This is a genomic window from Lysobacter sp. Hz25, from assembly GCF_046097045.1.
Taxonomy (GTDB): domain Bacteria; phylum Pseudomonadota; class Gammaproteobacteria; order Xanthomonadales; family Xanthomonadaceae; genus Lysobacter; species Lysobacter antibioticus_B.
The window spans coordinates 370,208-394,146 of sequence record NZ_CP175666.1; the positions used below are offsets into that span (position 1 = coordinate 370,208).

Annotated in this window: 21 protein-coding genes; 10 read left to right on the plus strand and 11 right to left on the minus strand. The window is 69.4% G+C overall.

Annotated elements, in window-relative coordinates:
* Positions 1–28 precede the first annotated feature (28 nt).
* Entirely contained in the window at positions 29–880 is an 852-nt protein-coding gene (locus tag ACKN61_RS01465) for a response regulator (protein WP_031373271.1), read from the plus strand.
* Positions 877–1,581, plus strand: a complete 705-nt coding sequence (gene ung, locus ACKN61_RS01470) for a uracil-DNA glycosylase (protein WP_408951976.1) — start codon at positions 877–879, stop codon at positions 1,579–1,581. Before ACKN61_RS01465 ends, ung begins: the two co-directional genes overlap by 4 nt.
* 340 nt (positions 1,582–1,921) lie before the next feature.
* Here ung and ACKN61_RS01475 read toward each other — a convergent pair whose 3' ends face one another.
* Positions 1,922–2,785, minus strand: coding sequence for a LysR family transcriptional regulator (locus tag ACKN61_RS01475; protein WP_408951977.1), 864 nt, complete (start codon positions 2,783–2,785; stop codon positions 1,922–1,924).
* Between the two features lie 130 nt (positions 2,786–2,915).
* Here ACKN61_RS01475 and ACKN61_RS01480 point away from each other — a divergent pair, with 130 nt between their 5' ends.
* On the plus strand, positions 2,916–3,323 hold the full coding sequence (locus ACKN61_RS01480; RefSeq protein ID WP_031373268.1) for a 4-oxalocrotonate tautomerase family protein: 408 nt from the start codon (positions 2,916–2,918) through the stop codon (positions 3,321–3,323).
* A 36-nt stretch (positions 3,324–3,359) separates the two neighbouring features.
* On the opposite strand, the gene gcvA is transcribed toward ACKN61_RS01480, so the two are convergent.
* A complete protein-coding gene (gene gcvA / locus ACKN61_RS01485; RefSeq protein WP_408951978.1) occupies positions 3,360–4,262 on the minus strand; it encodes a transcriptional regulator GcvA in 903 nt (300 codons plus the stop codon).
* 138 nt (positions 4,263–4,400) lie between these two features.
* Between gcvA and ACKN61_RS01490 the strand changes: the two genes are divergently transcribed.
* The 4 genes from ACKN61_RS01490 (at position 4,401) to ACKN61_RS01505 (ending at position 7,405) form a co-directional block, all read left to right on the plus strand.
* Positions 4,401–5,093 (plus strand): FMN-dependent NADH-azoreductase, encoded by a 693-nt coding sequence (locus ACKN61_RS01490; RefSeq protein WP_408951979.1) that lies wholly within the window; start codon positions 4,401–4,403, stop codon positions 5,091–5,093.
* A gap of 139 nt (positions 5,094–5,232) precedes the next feature.
* Positions 5,233–6,009 carry a HipA family kinase gene (locus ACKN61_RS01495; RefSeq protein ID WP_408953743.1) on the plus strand — a complete coding sequence of 259 codons (777 nt, stop codon included), beginning with the start codon at positions 5,233–5,235 and terminating at the stop codon, positions 6,007–6,009.
* Positions 5,987–6,388, plus strand: a complete 402-nt coding sequence (locus ACKN61_RS01500; RefSeq protein WP_408951980.1) for a DUF3037 domain-containing protein — start codon at positions 5,987–5,989, stop codon at positions 6,386–6,388. Before ACKN61_RS01495 ends, ACKN61_RS01500 begins: the two co-directional genes overlap by 23 nt.
* A gap of 108 nt (positions 6,389–6,496) precedes the next feature.
* Positions 6,497–7,405, plus strand: coding sequence for an EcsC family protein (locus ACKN61_RS01505; RefSeq protein WP_408951981.1), 909 nt, complete (start codon positions 6,497–6,499; stop codon positions 7,403–7,405).
* Positions 7,406–7,683: 278 nt separating this feature from the next.
* On the opposite strand, the gene ACKN61_RS01510 is transcribed toward ACKN61_RS01505, so the two are convergent.
* Positions 7,684–9,003: a sensor histidine kinase gene (locus ACKN61_RS01510; RefSeq protein WP_408951982.1), complete on the minus strand. Its 1,320-nt coding sequence runs from the start codon at positions 9,001–9,003 to the stop codon at positions 7,684–7,686.
* A complete protein-coding gene (locus ACKN61_RS01515) occupies positions 8,987–9,694 on the minus strand; it encodes a response regulator transcription factor (protein ID WP_408951983.1) in 708 nt (235 codons plus the stop codon). Before ACKN61_RS01515 ends, ACKN61_RS01510 begins: the two co-directional genes overlap by 17 nt.
* A gap of 377 nt (positions 9,695–10,071) precedes the next feature.
* Between ACKN61_RS01515 and ACKN61_RS01520 the strand changes: the two genes are divergently transcribed.
* Positions 10,072–10,851: a phosphatase PAP2 family protein gene (locus ACKN61_RS01520; protein WP_408951984.1), complete on the plus strand. Its 780-nt coding sequence runs from the start codon at positions 10,072–10,074 to the stop codon at positions 10,849–10,851.
* A complete protein-coding gene (locus tag ACKN61_RS01525) occupies positions 10,848–12,521 on the plus strand; it encodes a phosphoethanolamine transferase (RefSeq protein WP_408951985.1) in 1,674 nt (557 codons plus the stop codon). The genes ACKN61_RS01520 and ACKN61_RS01525 overlap by 4 nt, the downstream gene beginning before the upstream one ends.
* A gap of 24 nt (positions 12,522–12,545) precedes the next feature.
* On the opposite strand, the gene ACKN61_RS01530 is transcribed toward ACKN61_RS01525, so the two are convergent.
* From ACKN61_RS01530 to ACKN61_RS01545, 4 genes are all read right to left on the minus strand, one after another.
* Positions 12,546–13,814, minus strand: a complete 1,269-nt coding sequence (locus ACKN61_RS01530; protein ID WP_408951986.1) for a patatin-like phospholipase family protein — start codon at positions 13,812–13,814, stop codon at positions 12,546–12,548.
* A 268-nt stretch (positions 13,815–14,082) separates the two neighbouring features.
* Positions 14,083–15,435, minus strand: coding sequence for a glycosyltransferase (locus ACKN61_RS01535; protein WP_408951987.1), 1,353 nt, complete (start codon positions 15,433–15,435; stop codon positions 14,083–14,085).
* Between the two features lie 11 nt (positions 15,436–15,446).
* Positions 15,447–19,463 (minus strand): amino acid adenylation domain-containing protein, encoded by a 4,017-nt coding sequence (locus ACKN61_RS01540; protein WP_408951988.1) that lies wholly within the window; start codon positions 19,461–19,463, stop codon positions 15,447–15,449.
* 361 nt (positions 19,464–19,824) lie between these two features.
* Positions 19,825–20,163, minus strand: coding sequence for a hypothetical protein (locus tag ACKN61_RS01545; RefSeq protein ID WP_408951989.1), 339 nt, complete (start codon positions 20,161–20,163; stop codon positions 19,825–19,827).
* 95 nt (positions 20,164–20,258) lie between these two features.
* Here ACKN61_RS01545 and ACKN61_RS01550 point away from each other — a divergent pair, with 95 nt between their 5' ends.
* Positions 20,259–20,858 carry a TetR/AcrR family transcriptional regulator gene (locus tag ACKN61_RS01550; protein WP_408951990.1) on the plus strand — a complete coding sequence of 200 codons (600 nt, stop codon included), beginning with the start codon at positions 20,259–20,261 and terminating at the stop codon, positions 20,856–20,858.
* 21 nt (positions 20,859–20,879) lie between these two features.
* On the opposite strand, the gene ACKN61_RS01555 is transcribed toward ACKN61_RS01550, so the two are convergent.
* The 3 genes from ACKN61_RS01555 to ACKN61_RS01565 form a co-directional block, all read right to left on the minus strand.
* Positions 20,880–21,323 (minus strand): hypothetical protein, encoded by a 444-nt coding sequence (locus ACKN61_RS01555; RefSeq protein ID WP_408951991.1) that lies wholly within the window; start codon positions 21,321–21,323, stop codon positions 20,880–20,882.
* A 102-nt stretch (positions 21,324–21,425) separates the two neighbouring features.
* Positions 21,426–22,802 (minus strand): ATP-binding protein, encoded by a 1,377-nt coding sequence (locus ACKN61_RS01560; protein ID WP_408951992.1) that lies wholly within the window; start codon positions 22,800–22,802, stop codon positions 21,426–21,428.
* A complete protein-coding gene (locus tag ACKN61_RS01565) occupies positions 22,803–23,501 on the minus strand; it encodes a response regulator (RefSeq protein WP_057972445.1) in 699 nt (232 codons plus the stop codon). It abuts the gene before it with no gap.
* Between the last annotated feature and the right edge of the window lie 438 nt (positions 23,502–23,939).

Genomic DNA, 23,939 nt, shown 5'->3' on the forward strand with positions numbered 1-23,939 from the left:
GCGTCGCCGACACGGTACCGTTCCTGATATGCAAAGCCAGAATCTACGTCACTTCGAAAACACCGCACCGCGGGTGATGGTGGTCGACGGCTCCAAGCTGGTCCGCAAGCTCATCGCCGATGTCCTGATGCGCGAGCTGCCGAACACCCGCATCGTCCAATGCGGCAGCATCATCGAGGCGCGCGTCGCCCTCGACCACGGCGAGGTCGATCTGGTCACCACTGCCCTGGTCCTGCCCGACGGCGACGGCATCGCCCTGGCGCGCGCCGTGCGCGAAGCCGCGGCCCAGGCCTACGTGCCGGTGATCGTGGTCTCCGGCGATGCCCAGGCGCATCTGGAAGCGCGCCGCTTCACCGAAGACGTCACCGATTATTTCGACAAGGCGCTCGGCCCGAACGCCCTGGCCGAGTTCATCCGCGGCTATGTGCAGCCGCAGCCGATTCCCGGCGCGCGCGTGCTCTACGTCGAAGACAGCCGCGTGGTGGCGGTGGCGACCAAGCGCATGCTCGAGCGCCACGCCCTGCAGGTGCTGCACTTCATCGGCGTGGAGGAAGCGCTCGAACATCTCGAGGCGCACCGCGCCAGCGGCGCGGCCGGCGGCGATGCCGGCGCCGACCTGGTGCTGACCGACGTGTATCTGAAGGGCGAGCTCGGCGGCAAGGATCTGCTCGCCCGGCTGCGCAACGACTTCGCTTACGGCAAGCGCCGTCTGCCGGTGTTGGTCATGACCGGCGACGCCAATCGCGACAACCAGAGCGAGCTGCTGCGCGCCGGCGCCAACGACCTGGTGCTCAAGCCGATCGAGGAGCGCCTGCTGGTGACCAAGACCCTGTTCCAGTTGCGCCTGTCGCGGCTCGAGCCGACGGCGTTGCCGGCATGAACGACGCCGACCGCGAGCCCAAGCTCGAAGCCTCCTGGAAAGCCCGCGTCGGCGACTGGTTCGCACGCGAGGACATGCAGTCGCTGTCGCGCTTCCTGCGCGAACGCAAGACCGCCGGCGCGCGCATCTTCCCGCCCGGTGCGCAGATTTTCTCGGCGTTCGACGCCACCCCGTTCGAACAGGTCAAGGTCGTCATCCTCGGTCAGGACCCGTACCACGGTTACGGTCAGGCGCACGGGCTGTGTTTCTCGGTCCAGCCCGGCGTGCCGGTGCCGCCGTCGCTCGACAACATCTTCAAGGAAATCCAGCGCGACCTCGGCATCGCCCGGCCCGATCACGGCTGCCTGCTGCCGTGGGCGCAACGCGGCGTGCTGTTGCTCAACGCCGTGCTGACGGTCGAGGAAGGCCGCGCCGGCGCGCATCAGGGCAAGGGCTGGGAAGGCTTCACCGACCACGTCGTCGACACCCTCAATCGCGAACGCGAGGGCCTGGTGTTCCTGCTCTGGGGCAGCTACGCCCAGGCCAAGGGCAAGGTCATCGACGCCGGCCGCCATCGCGTGCTGAAGGCGCCGCATCCCTCGCCCTTGTCCGCGCATCGCGGCTTCATGGGCTGCGGGCATTTCTCCACCGCCAACGAGTACCTGTCGCGCCACGGCAAGGGCCCGATCGATTGGACCTTGCCGCCGCGCGATGCGCTTTGAGCGCGTAAGCGTGGCCGAAGGCTAGGGGTAGGAGCGGCGCCAGCCGCGACCGCGCTATGCGACGCGCGGCGCAACAACGAGGTCTGCATGCATTGCGGCCCTGGCTTCCGTGGCGGTTTCGGCGCGATCGGATGCGCCGCGGTCGCGACTCATCTCGCTCCTACAGTCGCCGCTTTTGTAGGAGCGGCGTAAGCCGCGACCGTCATATCCGGCGCGCGGGGTAATCACGATAGCTGGATGCATGCGTGCCGCGATTCGCGTTGGCTTCGGCGTAATCCGGGGATTCGCGGTCGCGGCTTGCGCCGCTCCTACCCTGAAGGCGGGCGCCGCTTTTCTTCGCTCAGGCGAAATACGCCTGCAAGGCTTCGCCGGCTTCGCGCAGGGCCGGGTTCGCATCGGCCGGCGGCGGCAACAGCCGGAATACGCAGGACGGCAAGGCCGGCAGCCGGCTCGAACGCGCGATCATCAGGCCTTCGCCGATCGCCGAGGCATTGAGGCAGCCCAGGCCCAGGCCCGCACGCAAGGCTGCCTGCACGCCGGCCACGCCGCTGCCGAGGTGGGCGATGCGATGGCCGACGCGCTGTCGTTGCAGTACACGTAAAGCGGTCTGGTGCAGGCTGCAGCTCGGCGGCAGGAGTACCAGCGGCAAGGTCGTTTCATTGCGCAGGTCCAGTCCGGCTGCCGCCGCCCAGGCCAGCGGTTCGCGCCGCAATTCGCCCTGCGTCGCGCGGCGGCGCGGTCGCGCCGTCGATTCGACCTGCATCGTCAGCGCCAGGTCGAATGCGCCCTCGGCATGGCCCTGCGCGAGCGTCGCGCTCTGGCCCATCGTCACCTGCATCTGCAGCTGCGGGCAGTGGCGGGCGAGATGGCGCAACAGATCGGCGATCTCGTCGGGGCGGAAGTAATCGCTGATCGCCACCCGCACCTCGGTGCGGCGCAGCTCGCGGCGCACATCGTGCAAGGCCAGCTCGCCCAGGGCGAGTATCTGCCGCGCGTGGCCGATCAGGCGTTCGCCGGCCGGGGTCGGGACCACGCCGTGGCGCGAACGCAGCAACAAGGCGGTATCGGCCGCGCGTTCGAGTTTCTGGATCTGTTCGCTGACCGCCGACTGCGAACGGAACACGCGTTCGGCGCCGCCGGAAATGCTGCCGGCCTCGGCGACCGCGACGAAGGCCTTCAGCTGTTCCAGGTCGAGGGTGCTCATGGTGATCCTTTAGCCATCGGCCAATCCGATGGATAGGCTCGGATCTTCCCGCTATTCCGATAGTAGGCGCAAGCCTAAGCTGAGCCCATCGAATCACGCCGAACGTCTCGGCTCTTACAGGAACGCCGCCATGCCGCACATCAACCTGCAACTCTCCGGAACCCCCGATGCCGAGCTCAGCCGCCGCGCCGCGGCGGTGGTCGCCGACTTGACCGTCGAGATTCTCGGTAAGCCGCGCGAGCTGGTCGCCGTCGCGATCCACTACGTCGACCGCCCGCACTGGTTCATCGACGGCCGTTCGCTGGCGCAATGGGGGCGCAACGCTTTCCATCTCGATATCAGCATCACCGACGAGACCAACACCAAGGCCGAGAAGGCGCGCTATCTGCAGCGGATGCATGCGGAGCTGTCGGCACTGATCGGCGAGGTGCACGAGACCTCCTACATCCACGTCATCGATGCGCGCGCCGCGGCCTACGGCTACGGCGGCCTGACCCAGGAGCAGCGTTATCAGGCGGCGCGGATCGCTGCGGCCTGAGGCGATCGGGCGTGTTCCAATGCGCCGTCCGCGGTCTCAGCCCGCGGGCGCGCTTTCGACCTTCGCCTCGCTGCGCAGCCAATCGCGCAGCGCCAGCACTTCCTCGCTCGGCGGCGTATCCGGCCGCAGCAGCCAATGCGGATAGCCGTCGAGCGCCGGGCCGAAGGGCTGCACCAGTGTGCCGGCGGCGAGATCGTCGGCGACCAGCGCCAGGCTCAGCAGGGCCACGCCGTGGCCGGCGATCGCTGCCTGGATCGCATGGCTTTCGTCGGTGAAACGCAGGCCGGCCTCGACATCGAGCCCGGCCAGGCCGGCGCGCGCGCACCAGGCCTGCCAGGTCGGCGTGTCCTCGGTGGGATGCCGCCATTCCGAATGCAGCAGCGACTGCGCGCGCAGGTCTTCGGGATGGCGCAGGCCCAGGCGCGGGCTGCATAGCGGAGCGAAGCGGTTCTCGATCAGGCGCTCGGCGACCAGTCCCGGATAGGGGCCGCGGCCATAGCGGATCGCCGCATCGGCGACGCCGCCATGCAGGTCGACCGGGTCGTCGGAGGCGTGCAGGCGCAGGTCGAGATCGGGGTAGGCGGCACGGAACGAGGCCACTCGCGGCACCAGCCATTTGGCGGTGAACGACAGCGGCGCCGACAAGGTCAGGGCGCGCCGCTGGCGCCGCGCCGCGATCGCCGCGATCGCTCCGGCGAAGGCATCGAAGCCGTCGCGCAGCACCGGATACAGCGCGGCCGCTTCGGCGGTCAGCGCCACCTTGCGGGTCTGGCGCTCGAACAGGCGCACGCCGATTTGCGCTTCGAGTGCGCGGATCTGGTGGCTGATCGCGGTCGGGGTGACCGACAGCTCCTCGGCGGCGCGCTTGAAACTGTGCAGGCGCGCCGCGGCCTCGAAGGCACGCAGGGAGCCGAGCGGGGGCAGGCGGCGTCCGGACATGGGTGAGAAAAATTCTCTTATCGGCTGAGTAATCGGAGTTTGTCGGGATCGTAAGCCCAGATCAACATGGCTCCAGCCAGCGCCACTCCGGCCTGAACATGATCAGGGCTCATCCATGGGCCCGCCACGAGAACCGCCATGACCCGACTCCTGCACATCGATTCCAGCGCCCGCCCGCACGCCTCCGACGCCGCGGCCCACGGCTCGCACAGCCGCCGCCTCAGCGCCCGCTTCGTGCGCCGCTGGCGCGAACGCCATCCCGACGCCCCCATCGTCCAGCGCGACGTCGGCGTCGCCCCGCCGACCCCGGTCAGCGGCCGCTGGATCCATGCCGCCTTCACCCCGCTCGTGCAGCGCGAGGACTGGATGCACGAGGTGCTGGCCGAAAGCGATGCCTTGATCGACGAGCTAATCGCCGCCGACCTGATCGTGATCGGCGTGCCGATGTACAACTTCGGCGTGCCGGCCCCGCTCAAGGCCTGGATCGACAACGTCGTCCGGGTCGGCCGTACCTTCGGCTTCGACCGTTCGCGCGAAGGCGAGCCGTACTGGCCGATGCTCGCCGATGCCGGCAAGCGCCTGGTCCTGCTCAGCTCGCGCGGCGACTACGGTTACGGCAAGGGCGAACGCCTGGAGTCGATCAACCACGTCGAACCTTCGGTGCTGACGCCGATGGGTTACATGGGCATCACCGACGCGCACGGCGTGGCCATCGAGTACGACGAATTCGGCGGCGAGGACCTGCGCCGCTCGATCGAAAGCGCCGAAGCCGAGGTCGATGCGCTGGTCGAGCGTCTGTCGCGCCAAGGCGAAACGCGCAAGGCGGCTTGAGACGGCGGAGGCGGCCCTCGGTGGCGAATCCGAACCGAGGATTTTGCTTTTGGCGTCGCTCGACCTAAGGTGGGCGGCCTGATCGCGCATCGCCGCGATCGCCCGTCACCGCCGAGCCGACCGCAATGGAACGTCCGTGTTGAGGACCGTCTGCGCCACCCGTTACGTCACGCCGCTGCGCGAAGGCGGCTCGCTGCCGGCCGTCGTCGAAGCCGACGACGACGGCCTGTACGTGATGAAGTTCCGCGGCGCCGGCCAGGGCCGCAAGGCCCTGATCGCCGAGATCGTCGCCGGCGAGCTCGCGCGCCGGCTGGAACTGCCGGTGCCGGAAATCGTGCTGATCGAACTCGACCCCGACATGGCCCGCACCGAGCCCGATCCGGAGATCCAGCACCTGATCCGCGCCAGCGCCGGTCTCAACCTCGCGCTCGACTACCTGCCCGGGTCGGTCAACTACGATCCGCTGGTCGACCGGCCGAGCGACGAGCTGGCTTCGCGCATCGCCTGGTTCGACGCCTTCGTCACCAACGTCGACCGCACCGCGCGCAACACCAACATGTTGCTGTGGCATCGCCGCCTGACCCTGATCGACCACGGCGCCGCGCTGTACTTCCATCACGACTGGGCCAACGCCGGCAACGCCGCGGGCAGCCGCTTCGCACCGGTCAAGGACCATGTGCTGCTGCCGTTCGCCAGCGACATCGCCGAGGTCGACGCGGCGATGGCTGCAGCGGTCACGCCGGCGCTGGTGCAGTCCATCGTCGAGCTGGTGCCCGACAGCTGGCTGATCGACGAACCCGGCTTCGCCGATGCCGCCGCGCACCGCCAGGCCTATGCCGATTATCTGAACCGCCGCGTGCAAGCGCCGCGCGCATTCGTGGAGGAGGCGATCCATGCCCGCTCGCGCTCCCTATGACTATGCGGTGATCCGCGTGGTGCCGCGGGTCGAACGCGAAGAGTTCGTCAACGTCGGCGTGCTGGTCTCGTGTCCCGGTTCCAGCCTGCTGGTCGCCGGGATCGAACTCGATGCGGCGCGGCTGCGCGCGCTCGACCCTGGTGTCGACATCGAGGCGGTGCGATTGCACTTGCAGGCGATCGAGCGCATCTGCCGCGGCGGCCGCGATGCCGGCCCGATCGGGCAATTGCCGGCGCGGGCGCGTTTCCACTGGCTCACCGCCAAGCGCAGCTCGATCATCCAGATGTCGCCGGTGCACACCGGCCGCTGCCTGGAACCCGAGCGCATCGTCGAGCACCTGCTCGAACGCATGGTGCGGCCGATCCCGGCGCGGGACTGACGCCGCGCCGGCGCGGGCTTGTTGCGCGGCGCCGGCGCCCCTATGTTCGCCTTACCGCGATCGTCCGATCGCGGCAGCGAGCGACAAGCCGAGACGGAGCGAGAGCGAATGGAGCAGGGCCAGGACATCTTCGACGACAGCGCCGACGCGGCCGATCTCAAGCGCGCGGTGGCGCTGCTGGAAACCCCGTCGATCACCGCGCGCATGACCGCCTTCGTCGGCGCGCCGATCGAGTTCGGCATGTCCAAGCTGCCCGGCTTCGTCAGCCGCAGGATCCAGAACATCGTGCATGGCGCCCTGCACAAGGCGGCCGCGGCGGCGCTGTGGACGGTCAAGGATCAGCCGAGCAAGGCCTCCTCGACCAAAAGCCACAAGCTCGTCGCCGGCGCGGTCGGTGCGGTCGGCGGTTTCTTCGGCGCCGCCGGCCTGGCCGCGGAACTGCCGGTGTCGACCGTGGTGATGATGCGCGCGGTCGCCGACATCGCCCGCAGCGAGGGGTTCTCGCTGTCCGATCCCGAGGTGCAGGCCGCTTGCGTGGAAGTGTTCGCCTTCGGCGGCGGCAGCGACGAGGACGATGCGTCCGCGTCCGGTTACTACGCCGTGCGCACCGCCCTGGCCGAAGTCGGCCGGCTGGAACTGGCCGGGCTGGCCGGCCGGCGCGGTGCCCAGCACGCCACCCATGCCTACGCCAAGAAGCAGGCCACGGCCTGGATGAGCAAGCTGGTCGACGTGGTCGCCACGCGCTTCGGCGTGGTGGTCGGCGAGAAAACCGCGGCGCAGCTGGTGCCGGTGATCGGCGCAGCCACCGCGGCGACGATGAACATGCTGTTCACCAATCACTATCAGGATATGGCGCGCGGCCATTTCATCGTCAAGCGCCTGGAACGCAAGTACGGCCACGCCGAAGTCGCGCGCGCCTACGAACGCCAGCGCACCGCCCCGCCGTCGCTGTCGGCGCCGGCGGCGATGCCGCGGGCCTTGCCGGCGCCGCCTGCGGACGACGCTGCGGGCGATTAACTGGACGAGTGAGCCCGGCGGCATCGGTCGGCTGGCGGCATCACTTCCCGCAGCCAAGGGCAGGAGCGGCGCGAGCCGCGACCGTGCACTTCCACGTGTCGGTGGCGCGTGGTCGAGCGGTCGGATTTTCGTGCGAGAACACCCGAGGTCTCTGCGACCCGGCCAGGGCGCATGGCGCCCTGGCGTTCGTGGATGCGCGAGCCAGTGGCTCGCGAGCGGCATCCATTCACTCCGCCTTCGCGGGGATGACGGTTGGAGGTATTCGTAGCGGCTGCCGTTCAATCCGGCCGCAAGCGTAGCGTGGTGCGTGTGCCGCGTTCGGCGGCATCGAAACGCAGGCTCCAGCCCAGGTGCTCGCACAGGCGCGAAATCAGGTCCAGGCCGATGCCGCCGCCTTCGCGGCCGCCGCGCGCGACGCGCGCGTAGATCGCGCTGATCTCCTCCGGCGTCATGCCGTGGCCCGGGTCTTCGATGATCACGGTCGCATCCGCAGACAGGCGGATCGCGATCTCGCCGCGGTCGCTGTTCTCGATGGCGTTGCGCAGCAGGTTGCCGATCGCCGCCTGCACGATCGGCAGCGGCGCGACGATCTCGCAATGCGGCAGCGGCGCCAGCGCCAGGCTCAGGTCCTTGTCGCGGGTCAGATGCCGGTGGTCTTCGACGATCTCCGGCAGCAACTGGTCCAGGGCGACGCGGTCGGCGCTCGCGGCGAGCCGTTGCGGGTCCTTGGCCAGGGTCAGCAGCAGCGAGATCAATTGCTCGACGTCGCGCGCGGTGCGGCGGATCCGTTCGAGCTGCAACTGCGCGCCCGGCGGCAGCTCGCGTTGTTCGAGCGCCAGTTCGGTCGAACCGGCGATCACCGCGATCGGCGTGCGCAGTTCGTGGCTGGCGCTGTCGACGAAGGCGCGCTCGCGTTCGACGAAACGATCGTTGCGTTCGAGGTAGTCGTTGACCGCATCGGCGATCACGACCAGCTCCGAACTCGCCGCTTCCGGCACTTCGACTCGCTGGCCGGCGCGATCGGGCTGCAGATTGCCGATGCGCTGGGCCACATGGCTCAGCGGGCTGACCAGGCGGTGCACGCCCCACGCGATCATCAGCGCCAGCAGCAACAAGGTGAGGATCGCGGCGCCGGCGATGGTCAGCGCCATGTCGAACTCGCTGTGCTCCATGTCGGTGATGTCGAGCGACAGGGTCAGGCGCCCGCCCTCGACGTCGCGCACCATGACCACGCGTTCGCCGCCGTCGACCAGGATGTCGTCGTGCACGCCGGGGCCCAGCACCTGCAGGTCGGCGGGGATCAGCCGGCTGCTGCGGCTGTCGTAGAGGCTCAGCGATTCGGTGTCGATCCAGCGATAGTCGGGTTCGATCCGGCGGCGCTCGATGAAGTGATCGAGCTCGGAATCCATCAGCGAGGTCCACACCAGATGTTCGGCGTGTTCGTTGACGACGAACCCCTGCACCACCACCGCGATCGACAGCAACGCGGTATAGCCGAGCACGCCGAGCAGGATGCGGCGCTGCAGGCTCGAACGGAATCCGCCGCGAGCGCTTGCGGTCCCGGCGGCGGGCCCGTTGGATTCAGCCGGCGTGGGCATCGTTGTCGCGCTCGGCGGCCGGCACGGCGATGCGATAACCGACGCGCGGCAGGGTCTGGATCAGCTTGACCGGGTAAGGGCCGTCGACGGCGCGGCGCAGCTCGTAGATATGCGAGCGCAGCATGTCGCCGTCGGGCGGGCTGTCGCCCCACAAGGCGTGTTCGAGGCGTTCGCGGGTGACCGCGGCCGGGCTCGACTGCATCAGCACTTCGAGCAATTTGCGGCAGGCCGGATACAGGTGCAGCGCGCGGCCGTCGCGGCTGACTTCCAGGGTGGTCAGGTCGAGCTTGAGGTCGGCCAGTTGCAGCACCCGGCTGCGGCCGCGGCCGGCGGCGCGCGCGGCCAGCGCTTCCAGGCGCACTTCGAGTTCGGGCAGGGCGAAGGGTTTGGTCAGGTAGTCGTCGGCGCCGGCGCGGAAGCCGGCGATCTTGTCGGGCAGTTCGTCGCGCGCGGTCAGCATCAGCACCGGCACGTCGGAACCGGCTTCCTCGCGAAGGCAACGCAACACCTCGCGCCCGTCCAGGCGCGGCAGCATCCAGTCCAGCACGATCGCATCGTAGTGTTGGGTCACCGCCAGGTGCAGGCCGGTCGGGCCGTCGGGCGCGGCATCGAGGGTGTAGCCGCGGGCCTCGAAATAATCGAAGAGGTTGGCGACCAGGCTGCGATTGTCTTCCACCACCAACAGGCGCATGCGCCGAATCTCCCGCCGCCGCTCGCGGCTCCTTGCGATAGTGCCCGATTCGCACCGGCGCGGCCCGTGGCCGCCGCCGACCGTGTTCGCCCCGAGCTGCCCCGGGCGCCGCACCAAACCGCCGCACCAAACCGCCAGGGTCGCCCAGGTCGCGTCGGAGCGATGTCGGAGCGTCGCCAGGGCGCCTCCCGATGCACGCCGCCGGCCACGCCGGCAGCTGAACGCCGGCGGTTGCGGCCTGCGCCCTCAGCGGTGCTTTAACGAAGCGCGAACCTGGCTCCGACCGCTCTCCGACAGCAGCGCTTCGATGATCGCCGCCGGTCCGGCCGATCCCATTGCGGGACCGCCTTCGCCGCCCTGCGAGCCCTCCGCCGTCGATGAACCCCTCCGCCTATTTCCTCGCCCGTTCCGCTCTTTCGCCGCCGCATTACCCGTCGCATCGCCGTTTCCTACGGACGCATCTCGCCGCGCCGCTGCTGTTCTGGTTCGCCGTGACGGCCTGGGCGATGGCAGGCGGCGACTTCTGGCTGGCCGACCGTTTCTATGCCTGGCAAGGCGGGCGTTGGGCGCTGCAGAACGCCTATCTGACCGAGCATCTGGTCCATCGTTTCGGCCGCGACGCCAGCACCGCGGCCTGGTTCGGCGTGCTCGCATTGTGGCTCGCCGCGCGCCTGCGCCCGGGCTTGAGCGAATGGCGGCGGCCGCTGGCGTATCTGTTGCTGTCGACCGTGCTGGCGATCGCGCTGGTGTCGGCGCTGAAGTCGCTCACCAACATGGATTGCCCCTGGGACTTGAGCCGCTACGGCGGCGCCAACGAGTTCTTCGGCCTGCTGTCGCAGCGCCCATCGGGCCTGGCGCGGGGGCGCTGCTTTCCGGCCGGCCATGCCAGCGCGGGTTATGCCTGGGTCGCCTTGTACTTCTTCTTCCTGGCCGTGCAGCCGCGGCTGCGTTGGCTCGGGCTGTCTGTCGGCCTCGGCCTCGGCTTGCTGTTCGGTTTTGCGCAACAGCTGCGCGGCGCGCACTTTCTCTCGCACGATCTGTGGACCCTCGGCATCGCCTGGTCGGCGGCGCTGACGCTGTACCTGGCGATGGCGCCGCTCAAGCGCGCGGCGCCCGTGGCGGTCGCCTTGCCGTTCGCGCCGGGGGCCGGCCGATGAACGCGATCGTCCGTTCGCGGCTGCGTTGGCCGGCCTGGTTCGCTTACCGGCCCGAGGCCAGCGTCGAGACCATCGCCCTGGCCGCGAGCCTGTTCTTCGCGGTGTTCGCCAACGGCGCGTTCTGGCGCGCGGCCTCGGCCGCCGGCGCCCTGAGCGCGAGCGACGGCGCCTGGATCGCCGTGTGCATGTTCGTGACGATCGTCGCGATCACCGTGCTGTTGCTCGGGGTGTTGCTGAACCGCTGGACGGTGAAGCCGCTGCTGACGCTGTTGCTGCTGGTGACCGCGGCGGCGGCGCATTTCATGAGCCAGTACGGCGTGTATCTCGACACCGGCATGGTGCGCAACGTGCTGCAGTCCGACGGCAAGGAGTCCGGCGAGCTGCTCAGTGCCGGCCTGATCCTGCCGATGCTGTTGTACGGCGTGCTGCCGTCCTTGTTGCTGTGGCGGGTGAAGTTGAAGCCGCGTCCGCTCGGTCGCGCGGTGCTGGTCCGCCTGGGCGCGCTGTCGGCCGCGCTCGCGGTCGGCGTGCTGGCGCTGATGCTGTCGTTCCAGGACGTCTCGGCCTTGATGCGCAACCACAAGGAGATTCGCCACCTGGTGACGCCGGCGAATTATCTGGTTTCGCTGGCGCGGGTCGCGCTCGACGACTCGGCCTCGCGGGTGCGCGGGCGCGCGCCGATCGGCACCGATGCGCGGGTCGCCGCGCGTCCGCCCGGCGCCCGGCCGCGCCTGCTGGTGCTGGTGGTCGGCGAGACCGTGCGCGCGCAGAACTGGGGCCTCAACGGTTACCAGCGCCAGACCACGCCGGAGCTGGCGCGGATCCAGCCGGTCAATTTCCCCGACATGACCGCCTGCGGCAGCAGCACCGAGGTGTCGGTGCCGTGCATGTTCTCGCCGTACGGCCGCGAGAACTACGACAAGCGCCGCATCGAGGGCTCGGAGTCGTTGCTCAACGTGCTCGAGTACGCCGGCATCCAGACCTTGTGGCGCGACAACCAGACCGGCTGCAAGAACGTCTGCAAGGGCCTGGCGTTCGAGTCGTTCGAGCACGACCGCGATCCAGCCTTCTGCGATGCCGAGCGCTGCTTCGATGAGGTCATGCTGCGCGGCCTGCGCGAACGCCTCGACGTGCGCGGCGGCGATGCGGTGGTGGTGCTGCATCAGCTCGGCAATCACGGGCCGAGTTATTTCCGCCGCTATCCCGAGCGCCTGCGCCGCTACACCCCGACCTGCGACACCAACGAGCTGGGGCGCTGCAGCCGCGAGCAGATCGTCAACGCCTACGACAACGCGGTGTTGGCCACCGACGAATTCCTCGCCCGCACGATCCGTTACCTGGCCGGCGACGCCGGTCGCGACACCGCGCTGATCTATCTGTCCGACCACGGCGAGTCGCTCGGCGAGAACGGCCTGTACCTGCACGGCGTGCCGTACGCCATCGCGCCGAAGACCCAGACCCGGGTGCCGATGGTGATGTGGATGTCGCCGGGCTTCAGCGCCGCGCGCGGCCTCGACCTGCGGTGCCTGCGCAACGAAGCGCGGCGGCCGGCCAGCCAGGACAACCTGTTCCATTCGGTGCTCGGCCTGATGCAGGTCGAGACTTCCGTGTATCGCAAACGCCTGGACCTGTTCGCGCCGTGCGAGCGTGGGGCCACGGCCTCTACTTGAGGGGGCGCGCCGAACGCGATCCGCTCAGCTCTCGCCCCACCAGCGCCGGTGCAGCACGCGCCGGTGGCTGTGGCGCAACAGGCGCCGTACTTCGCTCTCGTCGGCGCGCTGCGGATACGGCCAGTTCGCGCTCTGGGCGCTGTCGGGATGCCAGCCGTTCTGCCGCCACATCGCGTCGACGGCGGCGAAGTAGCCGTGATTGACCAGAACCTCGAACTCCGGGTCGAGGAAGCGATCGAGATCGGTGCGGAACCGGCCGATCACCTCGCGCACCAGCGCAGGGCTATAGCCGTCGGCGCCTTCGTCGCGCGAGCCGTTCAAGCTCCAGTACACGCCGGTCAGCGAGCCGCTCTCGGCCTGGCCGAAGAACAGCCGCTTGCGCAGGGCCTCGGCCTGGTTGCCGACGACCTGGGTGTAGCGCAGCAGCCGCTGCAGCCACCAGCGCCGGGTCTCGAACGCGAACGGGCCGCCGGCGTCGGACACCAGCACCTCGCGGTAACGGCGCAGCGCCGGCTCGGTGGCGAGGTTGTCGTAGACACCGCCGTCGCTGAGCTCGATGCGTGCGCGCAGTTCGTCGCCGTCGTCGCCCTGGTAGTGACCGCCCTGGTAATCGCCGGCTTCGGTGTCGAAGCGGACCGGGCCGAACACCGGCGGAAACGATGAGGACGCGGCCACTGCGCAGGCCAGGCCGACGCGCCGTGCGCCGTCGCGCAGATAGCCGGCGAGGTAGTCGCCGACGCGGCGCCGCGAGAACTCCCAGTTCACCCCGAAGGTCAGATCGGTGGCGCAGAACACGAAGGCCGGCGATTCGGGCAATTCGTCGAGCGTGCGTTCGCCGCAGACTTCGGCATAGCGGCGTTCGAGCAGGGCGATGCGGTGCGAGGGCCAGAGCCAGTTGTAGGCGACGGTGGCGAGCACGGGCGCGGTGCGGATGTCGCGGGCGACGACGGCGCGGAACGGCTCGACCACCACCGCGCGGAAATCGATGCGGTCGCTCCAGGCAGCGAAGGCTTCGCCGTCGAGGCGGGTGTCGAGATAGCGGCAGGCGAGCCAGGCCGAGACGATGCTGCCGCCCGAGACCGAGCTGAACATCGTCGTCCCGGCCAGCAATCCGCTCTCGTGCAGCCGCAACAAGGCGCCGAGGTGGAACAGCGCGGCGCGATAACCGCCACCGGACAGGCAGACGGCGCGGCCCTCGCGTTCGACCGCGACGCGGGTGTCGGCGGCGAGCGCGGCGCGGCGCGCTTCGCGGCGGATGCGCAGGCGTTCGAGTTCGACATCGGTGCTTTTCATGGTGGACGCCTCGGCGGGTGAGGCGCGACGAGAACATCGCGCGATCAGCCGGTCATTCTCGCCGAAGCGCGTCTTGCAGGTTGGGACAGGTGGTCGGCGCCTTGGGGAGCCCTTCGCAAGCCGGGCCCACCTCTCCGAACGCCTCGCCTTGTGGCTTCGGGCGCTTGCGAGGGCGACGGTGCCTTCCTTCTCCCGGTTACGGGAGAAGGTGACCCGCAGGGCCGGATGAGAGCGGCGGGCCGCGAGGCTGATGCCGATGGGCCCCGCCTCAGGCCTCCAAGGCCTCCACCGCGCGCAGCCGCGTCGGCGTTTCCTTCGCCGATGCGGCCTGCACGGCCGGGCCCGACGCGGCCGGCAACAGCCCCCACTCGGCCAGCGCACGCACCGCGGTCGCGCCGCCTTCCTCGGCGTGGATGCGTTGGCCGAGTTGCGCGGCTGCCTGCACCATCGGCGCCTGCAGTCCGGCGCCGATCGCCTGCGCCATCTGCGCCGCGGTCACGCTCACGCGGTCCAAGGCCGGCGGCGCCGCGCCCAGCTCGTGCATGCGCCGCGCCCAGAACGGTTGATCGCCGAAGAACGGCACGAACACCGAGGGAATGCCGGCGCGCGCCGCCGCCGCGGTGGTGCCGGCGCCGCCGTGATGCATGGCCAGCGCCATGCGCGGGAACAGCCAGTCGTGCGGCGCGTTGTCGATCACGTAGGTGCGCTCGTCGCGGCGCCCGGGTTCGCCGCGCAGGCCGCCCCAGCCGGTCGCGAGCACGGCGCGGCGGCCGCTTAGACGCGCGGCGTCGAGCACGGTCGCGGTGAAGGCTTCGGCGTTGTTGGCCAGCATGCTGCCGAAGCCGATGTAGATCGGTTTCTCGCCCTCGTCGAGAAAGTCCTGCAGGGCCTGCGGCGGCTGCCACTGCTCGGCCTGGTCGAGGAACCAGCCGCCGGTGACGCGTGCCTCCTCGGGCCAGTCGCTGGGTCGCGGCAGGATGTGCCGGCTGTAGCCGTACAGCACGCGTTTGCGCAAGCGATCGCGCTCGAAATAAGGGCCGTACCAGGGATAGCGCGGCAGGCCGAGTTGCGGGCGGATCACGTCGTTGACGGCGGGCTTGAGCGTGTACCAGGCCAACAACTTCATGAGTTGGTACAGGCCCAGGTTGACCGCGCCCGGGAACCGCGCCTTCGACCAGAACGCCAGCGGCGAGAGTTCGCGCGAGGGCGTGAACGGTTGCAACTGCGCCTGCACGAAGGCGATGCCCTCGGCCTCGCCGAGCGCTTTCGCCAATTGGGTGGCGATGCCGTTGCCGATCAGCAGCGCCGCGCCCTCGCAGGCCGGCCGCGTCTCGCGCACCCAGGTCGCGGCCATCGAGGCGAATTTCTCGCGCGTGTGCTTGACCAGGAACAAGGGGTTGAGCGCCTTGTCGACGGTTTCCGGGTTGTTGGTCAGCAGATCGCTGAAGTCGGCGCTGAGGGCGAAGAACTCCAGCCCCGCCTCGCGCACCATGCCGGCGAAGTTATCGCTGGTGACGATGCGGACCCGGTGGCCGGCCTCGCGCAAGGCCACGCCGAGGGCGACGCAGGGACGCGCGTCGCCTTGGGTGCCGACGGTGAAGATGACGATGGCATCGGACACGGGGCGTCTCCTTACGAGTACGCGACCGCGAGCGCGGCCGGCGTCGGTGGCGGGGAAGGCAGCGGCCGCGAGTCCAGCCGCTCGCGCAGCACACGGCCGATGTGGGCGGCCGCGCGCGGCTCGAGCATCGACTGGTGATGGCAGTCGACGTCGTGGATCTCGATGCGCCCGCCGATGAAGGGCTGCCAGGCCGCGGCGTGGTAATGCAGCAGGCCGTCCAGGTCGACGTGCTCCTTGAGGCCGGCGTTGAAGAACACCACGTCGGTCTCGATCGGCGCCGGCCGATAGCGCCGCGCCAGCATCAGGTTGTTGCGGGTCACCGCGGTGACGTTCTCGATCAGGCGCGCGTCGGCCTTCATGATTTCCTGCACCAGCGGAATCGAGAACACCTCGTACTCGCGGCACAACAAGTCGGCCAGGCTGCGCATGTCCTGCGGCGGGTTGTCGCGGATGCGGTGGTGGAAGCCTAGGAACTTGAGCACGGCCACGGCCTGTTGCGCCTCGCTCTGGGCGTCGTGGGCATCGGCCACGAACGGATACGAATCCATCATCGCCAGCAGTTCGATGCGTTCGCCGACCTGCTGCAACTGCGCGGCGATGGCATGCCCGATCAGGCCGCCGAGCGACCAGCCGAGCAAGCGGTAGGGCCCTTGCGGCTGGATCCGGCGCATCTGCGCGATGTAGTCGGCGGCGATCTCCTCGATGCTGCCGGGCAGGGCGCCGCCGCCGCGCAGGCCGCGCGACTGCAGGGCGTACACCGGCAGGGCCTCGTCGAGGTGGCGCAACATGCCGGCGTAAGACCAGCTGAAGCCGGTCACCGGGTGGATGCAGAACAACGGCCGTTCGCGATCGGTCGGGCGCAGCGACAACAGCGCGCCGAGCGGATCGTTCTCGCCGCCGCTGCGCTCCAGATACGCGGCCAGGCCGGCGATGGTCGAGCCCTCGAACAGCGCGCCGAGCGACAGTTCGCTGCCGAAATGCTGCGGGAAAGCGGCGACCAGTTCGGCGGCAGTCAGCGAGTCGCCGCCGAGTTCGAAGAAGTTGTCGTGGATGCCGACGCGTTCGAGGCCGAAGATCTGCTGCCACAGCGCCACCAGCTTGCGTTCGATCTCGCTGCGCGGCGCGGCATAGGCGGCCTGGCGGCTGCGCTCCGGCGGCGCCAGCGCCTTGCGGTCGAGTTTCCCGCTCGGGGTCAGCGGCAGCGCCGCCAGTTCGACGTAGACGCTCGGCACCATGTGGTCGGGCAGCTTGGCGGCGAGGCGGCGGCGCAGGCCGTCGCTGTCGAGGCGCAAGCCGGTCGCGGGCACCAGGTAGGCGGCGAGCAACGCGTGTCCCGCGGCGTCGCTGTGCAGGGCGACCGCGGCCTCGGCCACCGTCTCCTCGGCGCCGAGATGGGTTTCGATCTCGCCCAGCTCGACCCGGTGACCGCGGATCTTGACCTGCTGATCGGCGCGGCCCAGGTATTCGATGACGCCGTCGTCGCGCCAGCGCGCGAGGTCGCCGGTGCGGTACAGGCGCGCATCGGTGGCGGTGAGCGGATCGGTTCGGCGGGCGGCGAAAGGATCGGCGATGAAGCGCTCGGCGGTGAGCTCGTCGCGGCCCAGATAGCCCTTGGCGACGCAGGCGCCGCCGATGTAGAGCTCGCCGACGCTGCCGGTCGGCACCGGGCTCAGCGTGGTGTCGAGCACGTAGGCGCGGGTGTTCGCCAGCGGCTTGCCGATCGGCGGCGGCGCGCCGTCGGCGAGGTCGGCCGCGGTGATCTCGACCGCGCTGGCCCACACCGTGGTTTCGGTCGGCCCGTACAGATTGGTCACGCGCGCGGCCGCGGCGACCAGGCGCTGGGCGAGTTCGGGCGGCAGGGCTTCGCCGGTCGACAGCGCGTGCACGCCGTCCAGGCGCAGCTCGGGGTTGGCCAGCAGCATCCGCCACAGCGACGGCGTGGCCTGGACGAAGTTGAGGCCGTGCTCGGCGATCAAACGGGCGAGCGCGAGCGGATTGCGCACCACCTCGGCGGTGGTCACGACGATGCGCGCGCCGACGCTCAGCGGCAGGAACAACTCGAAGCAGGCGATGTCGAAGGCGACCGTGGTCTGGGCCAGGAAGCGATCGGCCGCGGTCGGCGCGAACAGGCGCTGGGTCGCGAGCAGGAAGTTGCCGAGATTGCGCTGAGTGACTTCCACGCCCTTGGGGCGGCCGGTCGAGCCCGAGGTGTAGATCAGGTAGGCGGTGGCATCGAAGCGCGCGCGCGGCAGGACGGCGTCGACGTCGATCTCGTAGGCCTCGTCCTGTTCGTGGGCGAACAGCAGCGGCAGGGCGCGGCCGGCGAAGGCCTCGGCGAGGTTCGAGGTGGTCAGCAGCAGGCTCGGCGCGGCGTCGTCGAGGGTCAGGGCGATGCGCTCGGCCGGCGCTTCCGGGTCCAGCGGCAGATAGGCCGCACCGGCCTTCCACACCGCGAGCAGGGCCGCGATCAAGACCTCGTCGCGCGGCAGGGCGATGGCGACGATGTCGCCGGGGCGCGCGCCCTTCGCGATCAAGCGGTGGGCGAGGCGGGTGCTGCTCTCGTCGAGTTCGCGATAGCTCAGCACGGTGTCGCCGGCGATCACCGCGACCGCATCGGGCGTGCGCGCGGCCTGCTGCTCGAACTGGTCGAGCGCGGTGCTGTCCGGCAGCGGTGCGTCGGTGTCGTTCCAGCCCAGCAACAGGCGTTCGCGCTCTTCGTTGCCGAGCACGTCGATCGCGCCGAGGCTGAGCGACGGATCGGCCGACACCGATTCGATCAACCGCATCAGGCGGCGCCGGTGTTCGTCGAGTTCCGCGGCCGGGTACAGGGTCGGGTTGGCGTCGAGGTCGAAGCTCAGGCCTTCGCCGTCGTCGCGGTCGTAGACGAACACGGTCAGGTCTTCGGCCGAGCCGTTGTGCAGGTTATGCCCGGTCGCGCGATGGCCGCCGAAGCTGCCGTAGTCGAAGGGCTCGATGTTGATGCCGAGCCAGGCCAGGTGCTGGTCGGGATTGACCAGGCCGAGGTCGCGGCGCAGGTCTTCGTAGCGATACTGCTGGTGGCGCAGCGCCTGCCGGACCACGCGCGAGACCTGCGCGAACAGTTCCGGCATGGTCGTCTGCGGGCTCATCGCCAAACGAATCGCGACCACGTTGGCGACCATACCCGGGGTGCTGCGCAGGGCGTGATTGACGCGGCCGGTGACCGGCATGCCGAACACCAGGTCGTGGGAGCCGGTGGCGCGGTGATAATAGGCGGCGATCAGCGCGATGAGCACCTGCGGCAGGCTCACCCCGCAGTCGCGCGCGATCTCGACCAGGCGCGTGCGCGCCGCGTCGTCGAGCAGGCCGCGCGCACGGCGCAGGCCGCCGTTGTTGCGCACGCGCCGGCGCGCCAGGGTCACCGCCTCGGGCAGGGCCGCCAGTTGCTCGCGCCAGAACGCGCGGTCGCGCTGGAAACGTTCGGAACCGCGATAGGCGGCTTCGCTTTCGACCAGCGCCGCCAGCGAGCCGTAGCCGCAGGGCTCGGGCTCGCGGCCTTCGACATAGGCGCTGTACAACTCGCTGATGCGGCGCACGGTCATGCCGCCGCTGTAGCCGTCGTAGATCGTGTGGTGGGCGCGCTGGTACCAGCAATAGCGGTCGTCGGCGAGCTTGAACAGCGCGCTGACCCACAGCGGGTCGTGGACGAAATCGACCGGCTTGGCGAGTTCGGCCTGCATCCAGCGTTCCGCGGCCGCGCGCGGATCGGCTTCCAGGCTGAGGTCGAAATACGGGAAGTCGCTTTCGTATTCCTCGCGCACGATCTGCCGCGGCAAGCCGCCTTGTTCGACGATGCGCACGCGGGTGGCATCGGCTTCGCGGGTGAATTGGCGCAGTGCGCGCAGGAACAGCTCGGTATCGACCGGGCCGCAAATCTCCACGGCTTCGGCGATGTTCATGGAGGCTTCGGCCGAGGCGATCTTCTGCCCGACCCACAGGCCGCGCTGGGCGGTGGTCAGGGGCAGAGCGGGGGAGTGGGATTCATTCATGGCGCGCATCCTTTGAGGCGGCCGTTGGCCGCACGCCGTCAGCGGCCGGCGGGCGCGATGCCCGACGACGCGTTGTTTTCGCGCGCGATCCCGCGGCCAGCTCGTCGTTACGAGTGGCCCCCTCTCCATGTTTGTTTCGAAATAAAACTATGTCGCCGCCGCGGCGCTTGGCGCCGGGGCTGAGCCCTGTCCGTAGCAGCTGGCTGCGCTACTCGCGCAGATGGCGGGCTTGAGTTCTTATGTGGTTGCCTGCGGCAGCGACGATCCGCATCGCGCTTCGCTGCCGCTTCGGATTCAATATCCCTGAGCGCTCCGGCCGTGTCCATCGAGATCGGTGAGAGACGGATCACAAGTCGAATATTTACGAAGCCGGCGTTGAGAGCCGGATCACAAGACGGATATGTGAAGCTTTTTCTACAGGCGACAAGATCGCGCGAATATTCTCGCCGCAGCGATTTTTCGCGTTTGCGCCGCTGAAATATCGGTATCCGCGCGGTATCGCAACGCGGTTCGAAATCACGATCCGCCTGTGATGCCGCGCGGCATCGAGGCGCTTTCGATTTTCGCTTTCGCGAATGAATTTTCCGCCAGCGCATATCCATGGCGCGCAGACCGCCGCGTCGAGCGATGCAGAACTATCGAACTGCGACGCGCGGCCGGCTCGGATCGCGACGCCCGGGTGAATGCGGTCGGGCGGCATGGCCGGTATCGCCGGCCCGCGCCGTCGTGGCCTGGGATATGATGAGAGCCATTCTCATTTGAGGCCGGTCGATGCCGTCCCCGTCAGCGTTTGCCGTGCCCGAGCCCGCCTTCGCGGCGGCCGCCATCCCGACCCGCGAAGCGCTGCTGGACGTCGCCGCGCGCCTGTTCGTCGAGCGCGGCACCGAGCGCGTCGCCCTGGCCGACATCGCCGCCGGCGCCGGCCTGGAACTGCGCGTGCTGCGCGACCACTTCGCCAGCCGCGAGCATGTGCTGCTGGCCTTGCAGCAGCGTTTCGTCGAGGGTTTTCGCGTCCGTCTCCACGAGGCCATGGACCGCTGCCGGCCCAACGATTGGCCGGCACGCCTGCGCGCCTGGGTGCAGAGCGCGGTCGAGGGGTATCTCGACCAGGTCGCCTTGCACGACGTGGTCTTCCACGACCTGCGCACCCACGACCGCCATGCCATGCAGGAGAACCCGGTCGTCGATCAGCTGGTCGAGTTGCTCGAAGGCGGCATCGCGGCGCGGGTCTGGGCCGCGCCGGACCCGCGCCTGACCGCGGTGATCTTCTTCACCGCGATGCATAGCGCGGTCGACCGGGTCATCGCCTGCGGCGAGCCGCAGGACCGGCAACGCCTGGTGCAGACCCTGATCGGTTACTTCGAGCGCTCGGTGCAATGGTGGGCGCGCTTCTGAATCCGCCGCGCAGCGTCGCGGTCAGGCCGCGCGGGCGGTCATGAGCTCGGCGATGGCTTCGCGATGGACGTGGTCGATCGCGTCGAGGAACTCCGCGCCGATCATGCCGCGCGCCTCGTCGAGGGCTTCCAGCGCCGCCTGCACGCGTCCGCTGCGGTACAGCGCCTGACCCAGCAGCAAGGCCGCCAGCGGCGCCTGATTCTGCCGGCACCAGGCGCGCGCCTCGCGCGCCGCGGCGATGCAGGCTTCGTCCTGGCCGAGCCGGTAGTGCGCGTCGGCGATGCCGCTGCGCAGCCAGTAGCGGATCTCGTCGTCGTGCATGCCGGTGTCGGCCAAGGCGATGGCCTGCGCCCAATGCTGGGCGGCCTGGCGGTAATCGCCGCCGGCCTGATGGCCGATGGCCTGGTTGGCGAGGTCGAGGACCTGCGCCTCGACGTCGTCGAGGGCATTCATTTCCATATGCATATCGGTTCCTTCCCGGCCGCCGTCATTGGCGGCCTGCGCATGGGTTAACGCACTGCGCCGGGAAAAGGGGTCAGCGCTCGGCGCCGATCCTTTCGGCGCCGATCATTGCAGATGAAACGAATGCTCGAGGTGGCCGGCGTCCGCCGCGGGTTCTTCGCGCGGGGGGCGGTTGCGGCCGCGCCACTCGCCGGGCTGGTGCCAGGGAATGCGCATGACGAAGCGCGCGCCGCCCAGCGGCGAGCTTTCGATGTGGACCTCGCCGCCGTGGCGGTCGATCACCTGGCGCACGATGCTGAGGCCGAGTCCGAAGCCGCCGGTGGCGCGGTCGCGGCTGCGGTCGAGGCGATAGAACGGTTCGAACACGCGCAGGCGGTCTTCCGGCGGGATACCGACGCCGTCGTCCTCGACCACCAACTGCCAACCGTGCTCGACCGCTTCGGCGCCGACCCGGATGGTGCCGTCGGCATAGCGCAGGGCGTTGCGCATGAGGTTGGAGAAGGCGCGGCCGAGGCTGCGCGGCTCGACCACGACCTCTTTCAGCGCCGGGGCGAGCGCCCATTCGATATGGGTAGTGCGGATGCGCAGCTCCTCGGCCGACACGCCGGTCGAGGCGCGCAGGAACGCGGACAGGTCGATGCGCTCCAACGCCGGCATCGGGCCGCTGCGTTCGAGCATGCCCAGGGTCAACAGTTCGCCGACCAGCAGGTCGAGTTCTTCGACGTCGCAGCGCAAGGCGTGCACGCGCGCGCGCGCGACCCGGTCGTCGAGGGTGTCGCCGAGGTTGGCCAGGCCGAACTCCAGGCGGGTGATCGGCGTGCGCAGCTCGTGCGAGGCGGCGTTGACCATGTCGCGCTGCGACTGGATCAGGCAGCCGATCTGGTCGGCCATGTTGTTGAAGTAGACGCACAGCTGGCGGATCGACGAGCCGCCCGGCAGGCGCGCGCGGGCGTTAAGGTCGCCGTCGCCGAAGCGCGCGGCGGCGTCGCGCAGCTGCTCCAGGTCGCGCCAATGCGGCTGCAGCCAGATCATCAGGCCGACCAGCACCATCGCGAACACGGTGGCGTAGGCGATGTAGCGGATAGGAAAATCGCTTTCGTCATAGCTGATCTGGACCACGTCGCCGTGGTCGAGGCGGACATAGACGTGGTGATGCTCGGTGCTGACGTGGTCGCTGGCGGTGCCGGTGGCGGCCAGTTCGGCCAGCACCCGCGACGGCAGGCGCAGCGCCATCGCCGGCGACAGCACGCTGTAGCGGTCCGGGTTGCTGCGGTTGAGCGTGGCGATGCGCTCGGGCAATTCGCCGATGCCGACGCCGCGCAGGTGCTCGCGCAGCAGCGCGAGCTCGCCGCTGAATTCGTGCCGCGCCGATTGCGAATACTGGTCCGGGAACAGGTATGGAAAGGCTTGCTGCACCAACAGCATCGAGCACAACAGCAGGCCGGCCACGGTCAGATACAGCCGCACCAGCATCGCGAACATTCAGTCCTCCCAGGCGATCGGACTGAACAGGTAACCGCGGCCCCATACGGTCTTGATCTTGCGCGGCTCGTGGGCGTCGTCGCCGAAATGCCGGCGCAGGCGCGAGATGCTGACGTCGACGGTGCGGTCGACGCCGTCGAAGCCGATCCCGCGCCAGCGCCGCAGCAACTCGTCGCGATTGAGCACGCGGCCGGCGGCCTGGGCCAGGATCACGAACAGGTTGTAGTCGGCGGTCTTGAGGTCGATCTCCTGTCCTTTCCAGCGCACCTGGCGCGCGGTCATGTCGATCTGCAGGCCGCCGTACAGCAGCATCGAGGAGCCGTTGGGCTGCGGCCGCGCCTGGCTGCGGCGCAGGATGGCGCGCAATCGCGCCAGCAACAGCCGCGGTTCGACCGGCTTGAGTACGTAGTCGTCGGCGCCGACCTCCAGGCCGGTGACCTGATCGAACAGATCGCCGCGCGCGGTCAGCATGACGATCGGCAGGCTCGATTGCTTGCGGATCTGGCGACAGACGTCGAAGCCGTCCATGCCGGGCAGCATCAGGTCGAGCACGATGACGTCGGGTGGATCGTCCTCGATCGCGGTCAGCGCCTGGTCCCCGCGCAGTACCACCGAGGTTTGAAAGTCGTAGCGTTGCAGGTATTCGGATATCAGCCCGGCCAGTCGGGCGTCGTCCTCTATCAGCAGGACTTTATTCATGGCCACCTCATGCGAGCCGGCATGGTAGCGCCGGCGGGTGGTGCTCGTCGGGACCGTACAAATAAACACATCCGGGTATCGAAGCCGGCGTCGGGCGGCGCGCGCGGCGGGCGCCACGGCGGCGGACCGGCGCGCGCGTCCGCAACCGGGCCGGGCGAATGACGTTCGTTTCGGAAACGCAGCGGTGAGGGCATCGAAGGCGGCGCAGTGAGTGGGCTTGCTGACAGTGATGCCGCAATCGTGCGCAGGGTTGCAAGCGCGATGCGCGGACGGCGGCGTGAGCGGCGACGCGATGACGCGGCGCCCTTGCACGACAGCGTAATGGCGGTTGCTGTACGCAGAGACAAGGCGAAACCGATGGACGGATCGCAAGAGCGTACCAGCGGCGCATCGGTGGCCGCTGCGATACGCGCGACGGCGGCATTGCGCCGCCGTCGT

Bases quoted from the DNA above. Each gene is read 5' to 3' on its own strand.
- ACKN61_RS01465 (WP_031373271.1), top strand. From the start codon at position 29: ATGCAAAGCCAGAATCTACGTCACTTCGAAAACACCGCACCGCGGGTG.
- ung (WP_408951976.1), top strand. From the start codon at position 877: ATGAACGACGCCGACCGCGAGCCCAAGCTCGAAGCCTCCTGGAAAGCC.
- ACKN61_RS01475 (WP_408951977.1), bottom strand. From the start codon at position 2,785: ATGAGCACCCTCGACCTGGAACAGCTGAAGGCCTTCGTCGCGGTCGCC.
- ACKN61_RS01480 (WP_031373268.1), top strand. From the start codon at position 2,916: ATGCCGCACATCAACCTGCAACTCTCCGGAACCCCCGATGCCGAGCTC.
- gcvA (WP_408951978.1), bottom strand. From the start codon at position 4,262: ATGTCCGGACGCCGCCTGCCCCCGCTCGGCTCCCTGCGTGCCTTCGAG.
- ACKN61_RS01490 (WP_408951979.1), top strand. From the start codon at position 4,401: ATGACCCGACTCCTGCACATCGATTCCAGCGCCCGCCCGCACGCCTCC.
- ACKN61_RS01500 (WP_408951980.1), top strand. From the start codon at position 5,987: ATGCCCGCTCGCGCTCCCTATGACTATGCGGTGATCCGCGTGGTGCCG.
- ACKN61_RS01505 (WP_408951981.1), top strand. From the start codon at position 6,497: ATGGAGCAGGGCCAGGACATCTTCGACGACAGCGCCGACGCGGCCGAT.
- ACKN61_RS01510 (WP_408951982.1), bottom strand. From the start codon at position 9,003: ATGCCCACGCCGGCTGAATCCAACGGGCCCGCCGCCGGGACCGCAAGC.
- ACKN61_RS01515 (WP_408951983.1), bottom strand. From the start codon at position 9,694: ATGCGCCTGTTGGTGGTGGAAGACAATCGCAGCCTGGTCGCCAACCTC.
- ACKN61_RS01520 (WP_408951984.1), top strand. From the start codon at position 10,072: ATGAACCCCTCCGCCTATTTCCTCGCCCGTTCCGCTCTTTCGCCGCCG.
- ACKN61_RS01525 (WP_408951985.1), top strand. From the start codon at position 10,848: ATGAACGCGATCGTCCGTTCGCGGCTGCGTTGGCCGGCCTGGTTCGCT.
- ACKN61_RS01530 (WP_408951986.1), bottom strand. From the start codon at position 13,814: ATGAAAAGCACCGATGTCGAACTCGAACGCCTGCGCATCCGCCGCGAA.
- ACKN61_RS01540 (WP_408951988.1), bottom strand. From the start codon at position 19,463: ATGAATGAATCCCACTCCCCCGCTCTGCCCCTGACCACCGCCCAGCGC.
- ACKN61_RS01545 (WP_408951989.1), bottom strand. From the start codon at position 20,163: ATGCCGCCCGACCGCATTCACCCGGGCGTCGCGATCCGAGCCGGCCGC.
- ACKN61_RS01555 (WP_408951991.1), bottom strand. From the start codon at position 21,323: ATGCATATGGAAATGAATGCCCTCGACGACGTCGAGGCGCAGGTCCTC.
- ACKN61_RS01560 (WP_408951992.1), bottom strand. From the start codon at position 22,802: ATGTTCGCGATGCTGGTGCGGCTGTATCTGACCGTGGCCGGCCTGCTG.
- ACKN61_RS01565 (WP_057972445.1), bottom strand. From the start codon at position 23,501: ATGAATAAAGTCCTGCTGATAGAGGACGACGCCCGACTGGCCGGGCTG.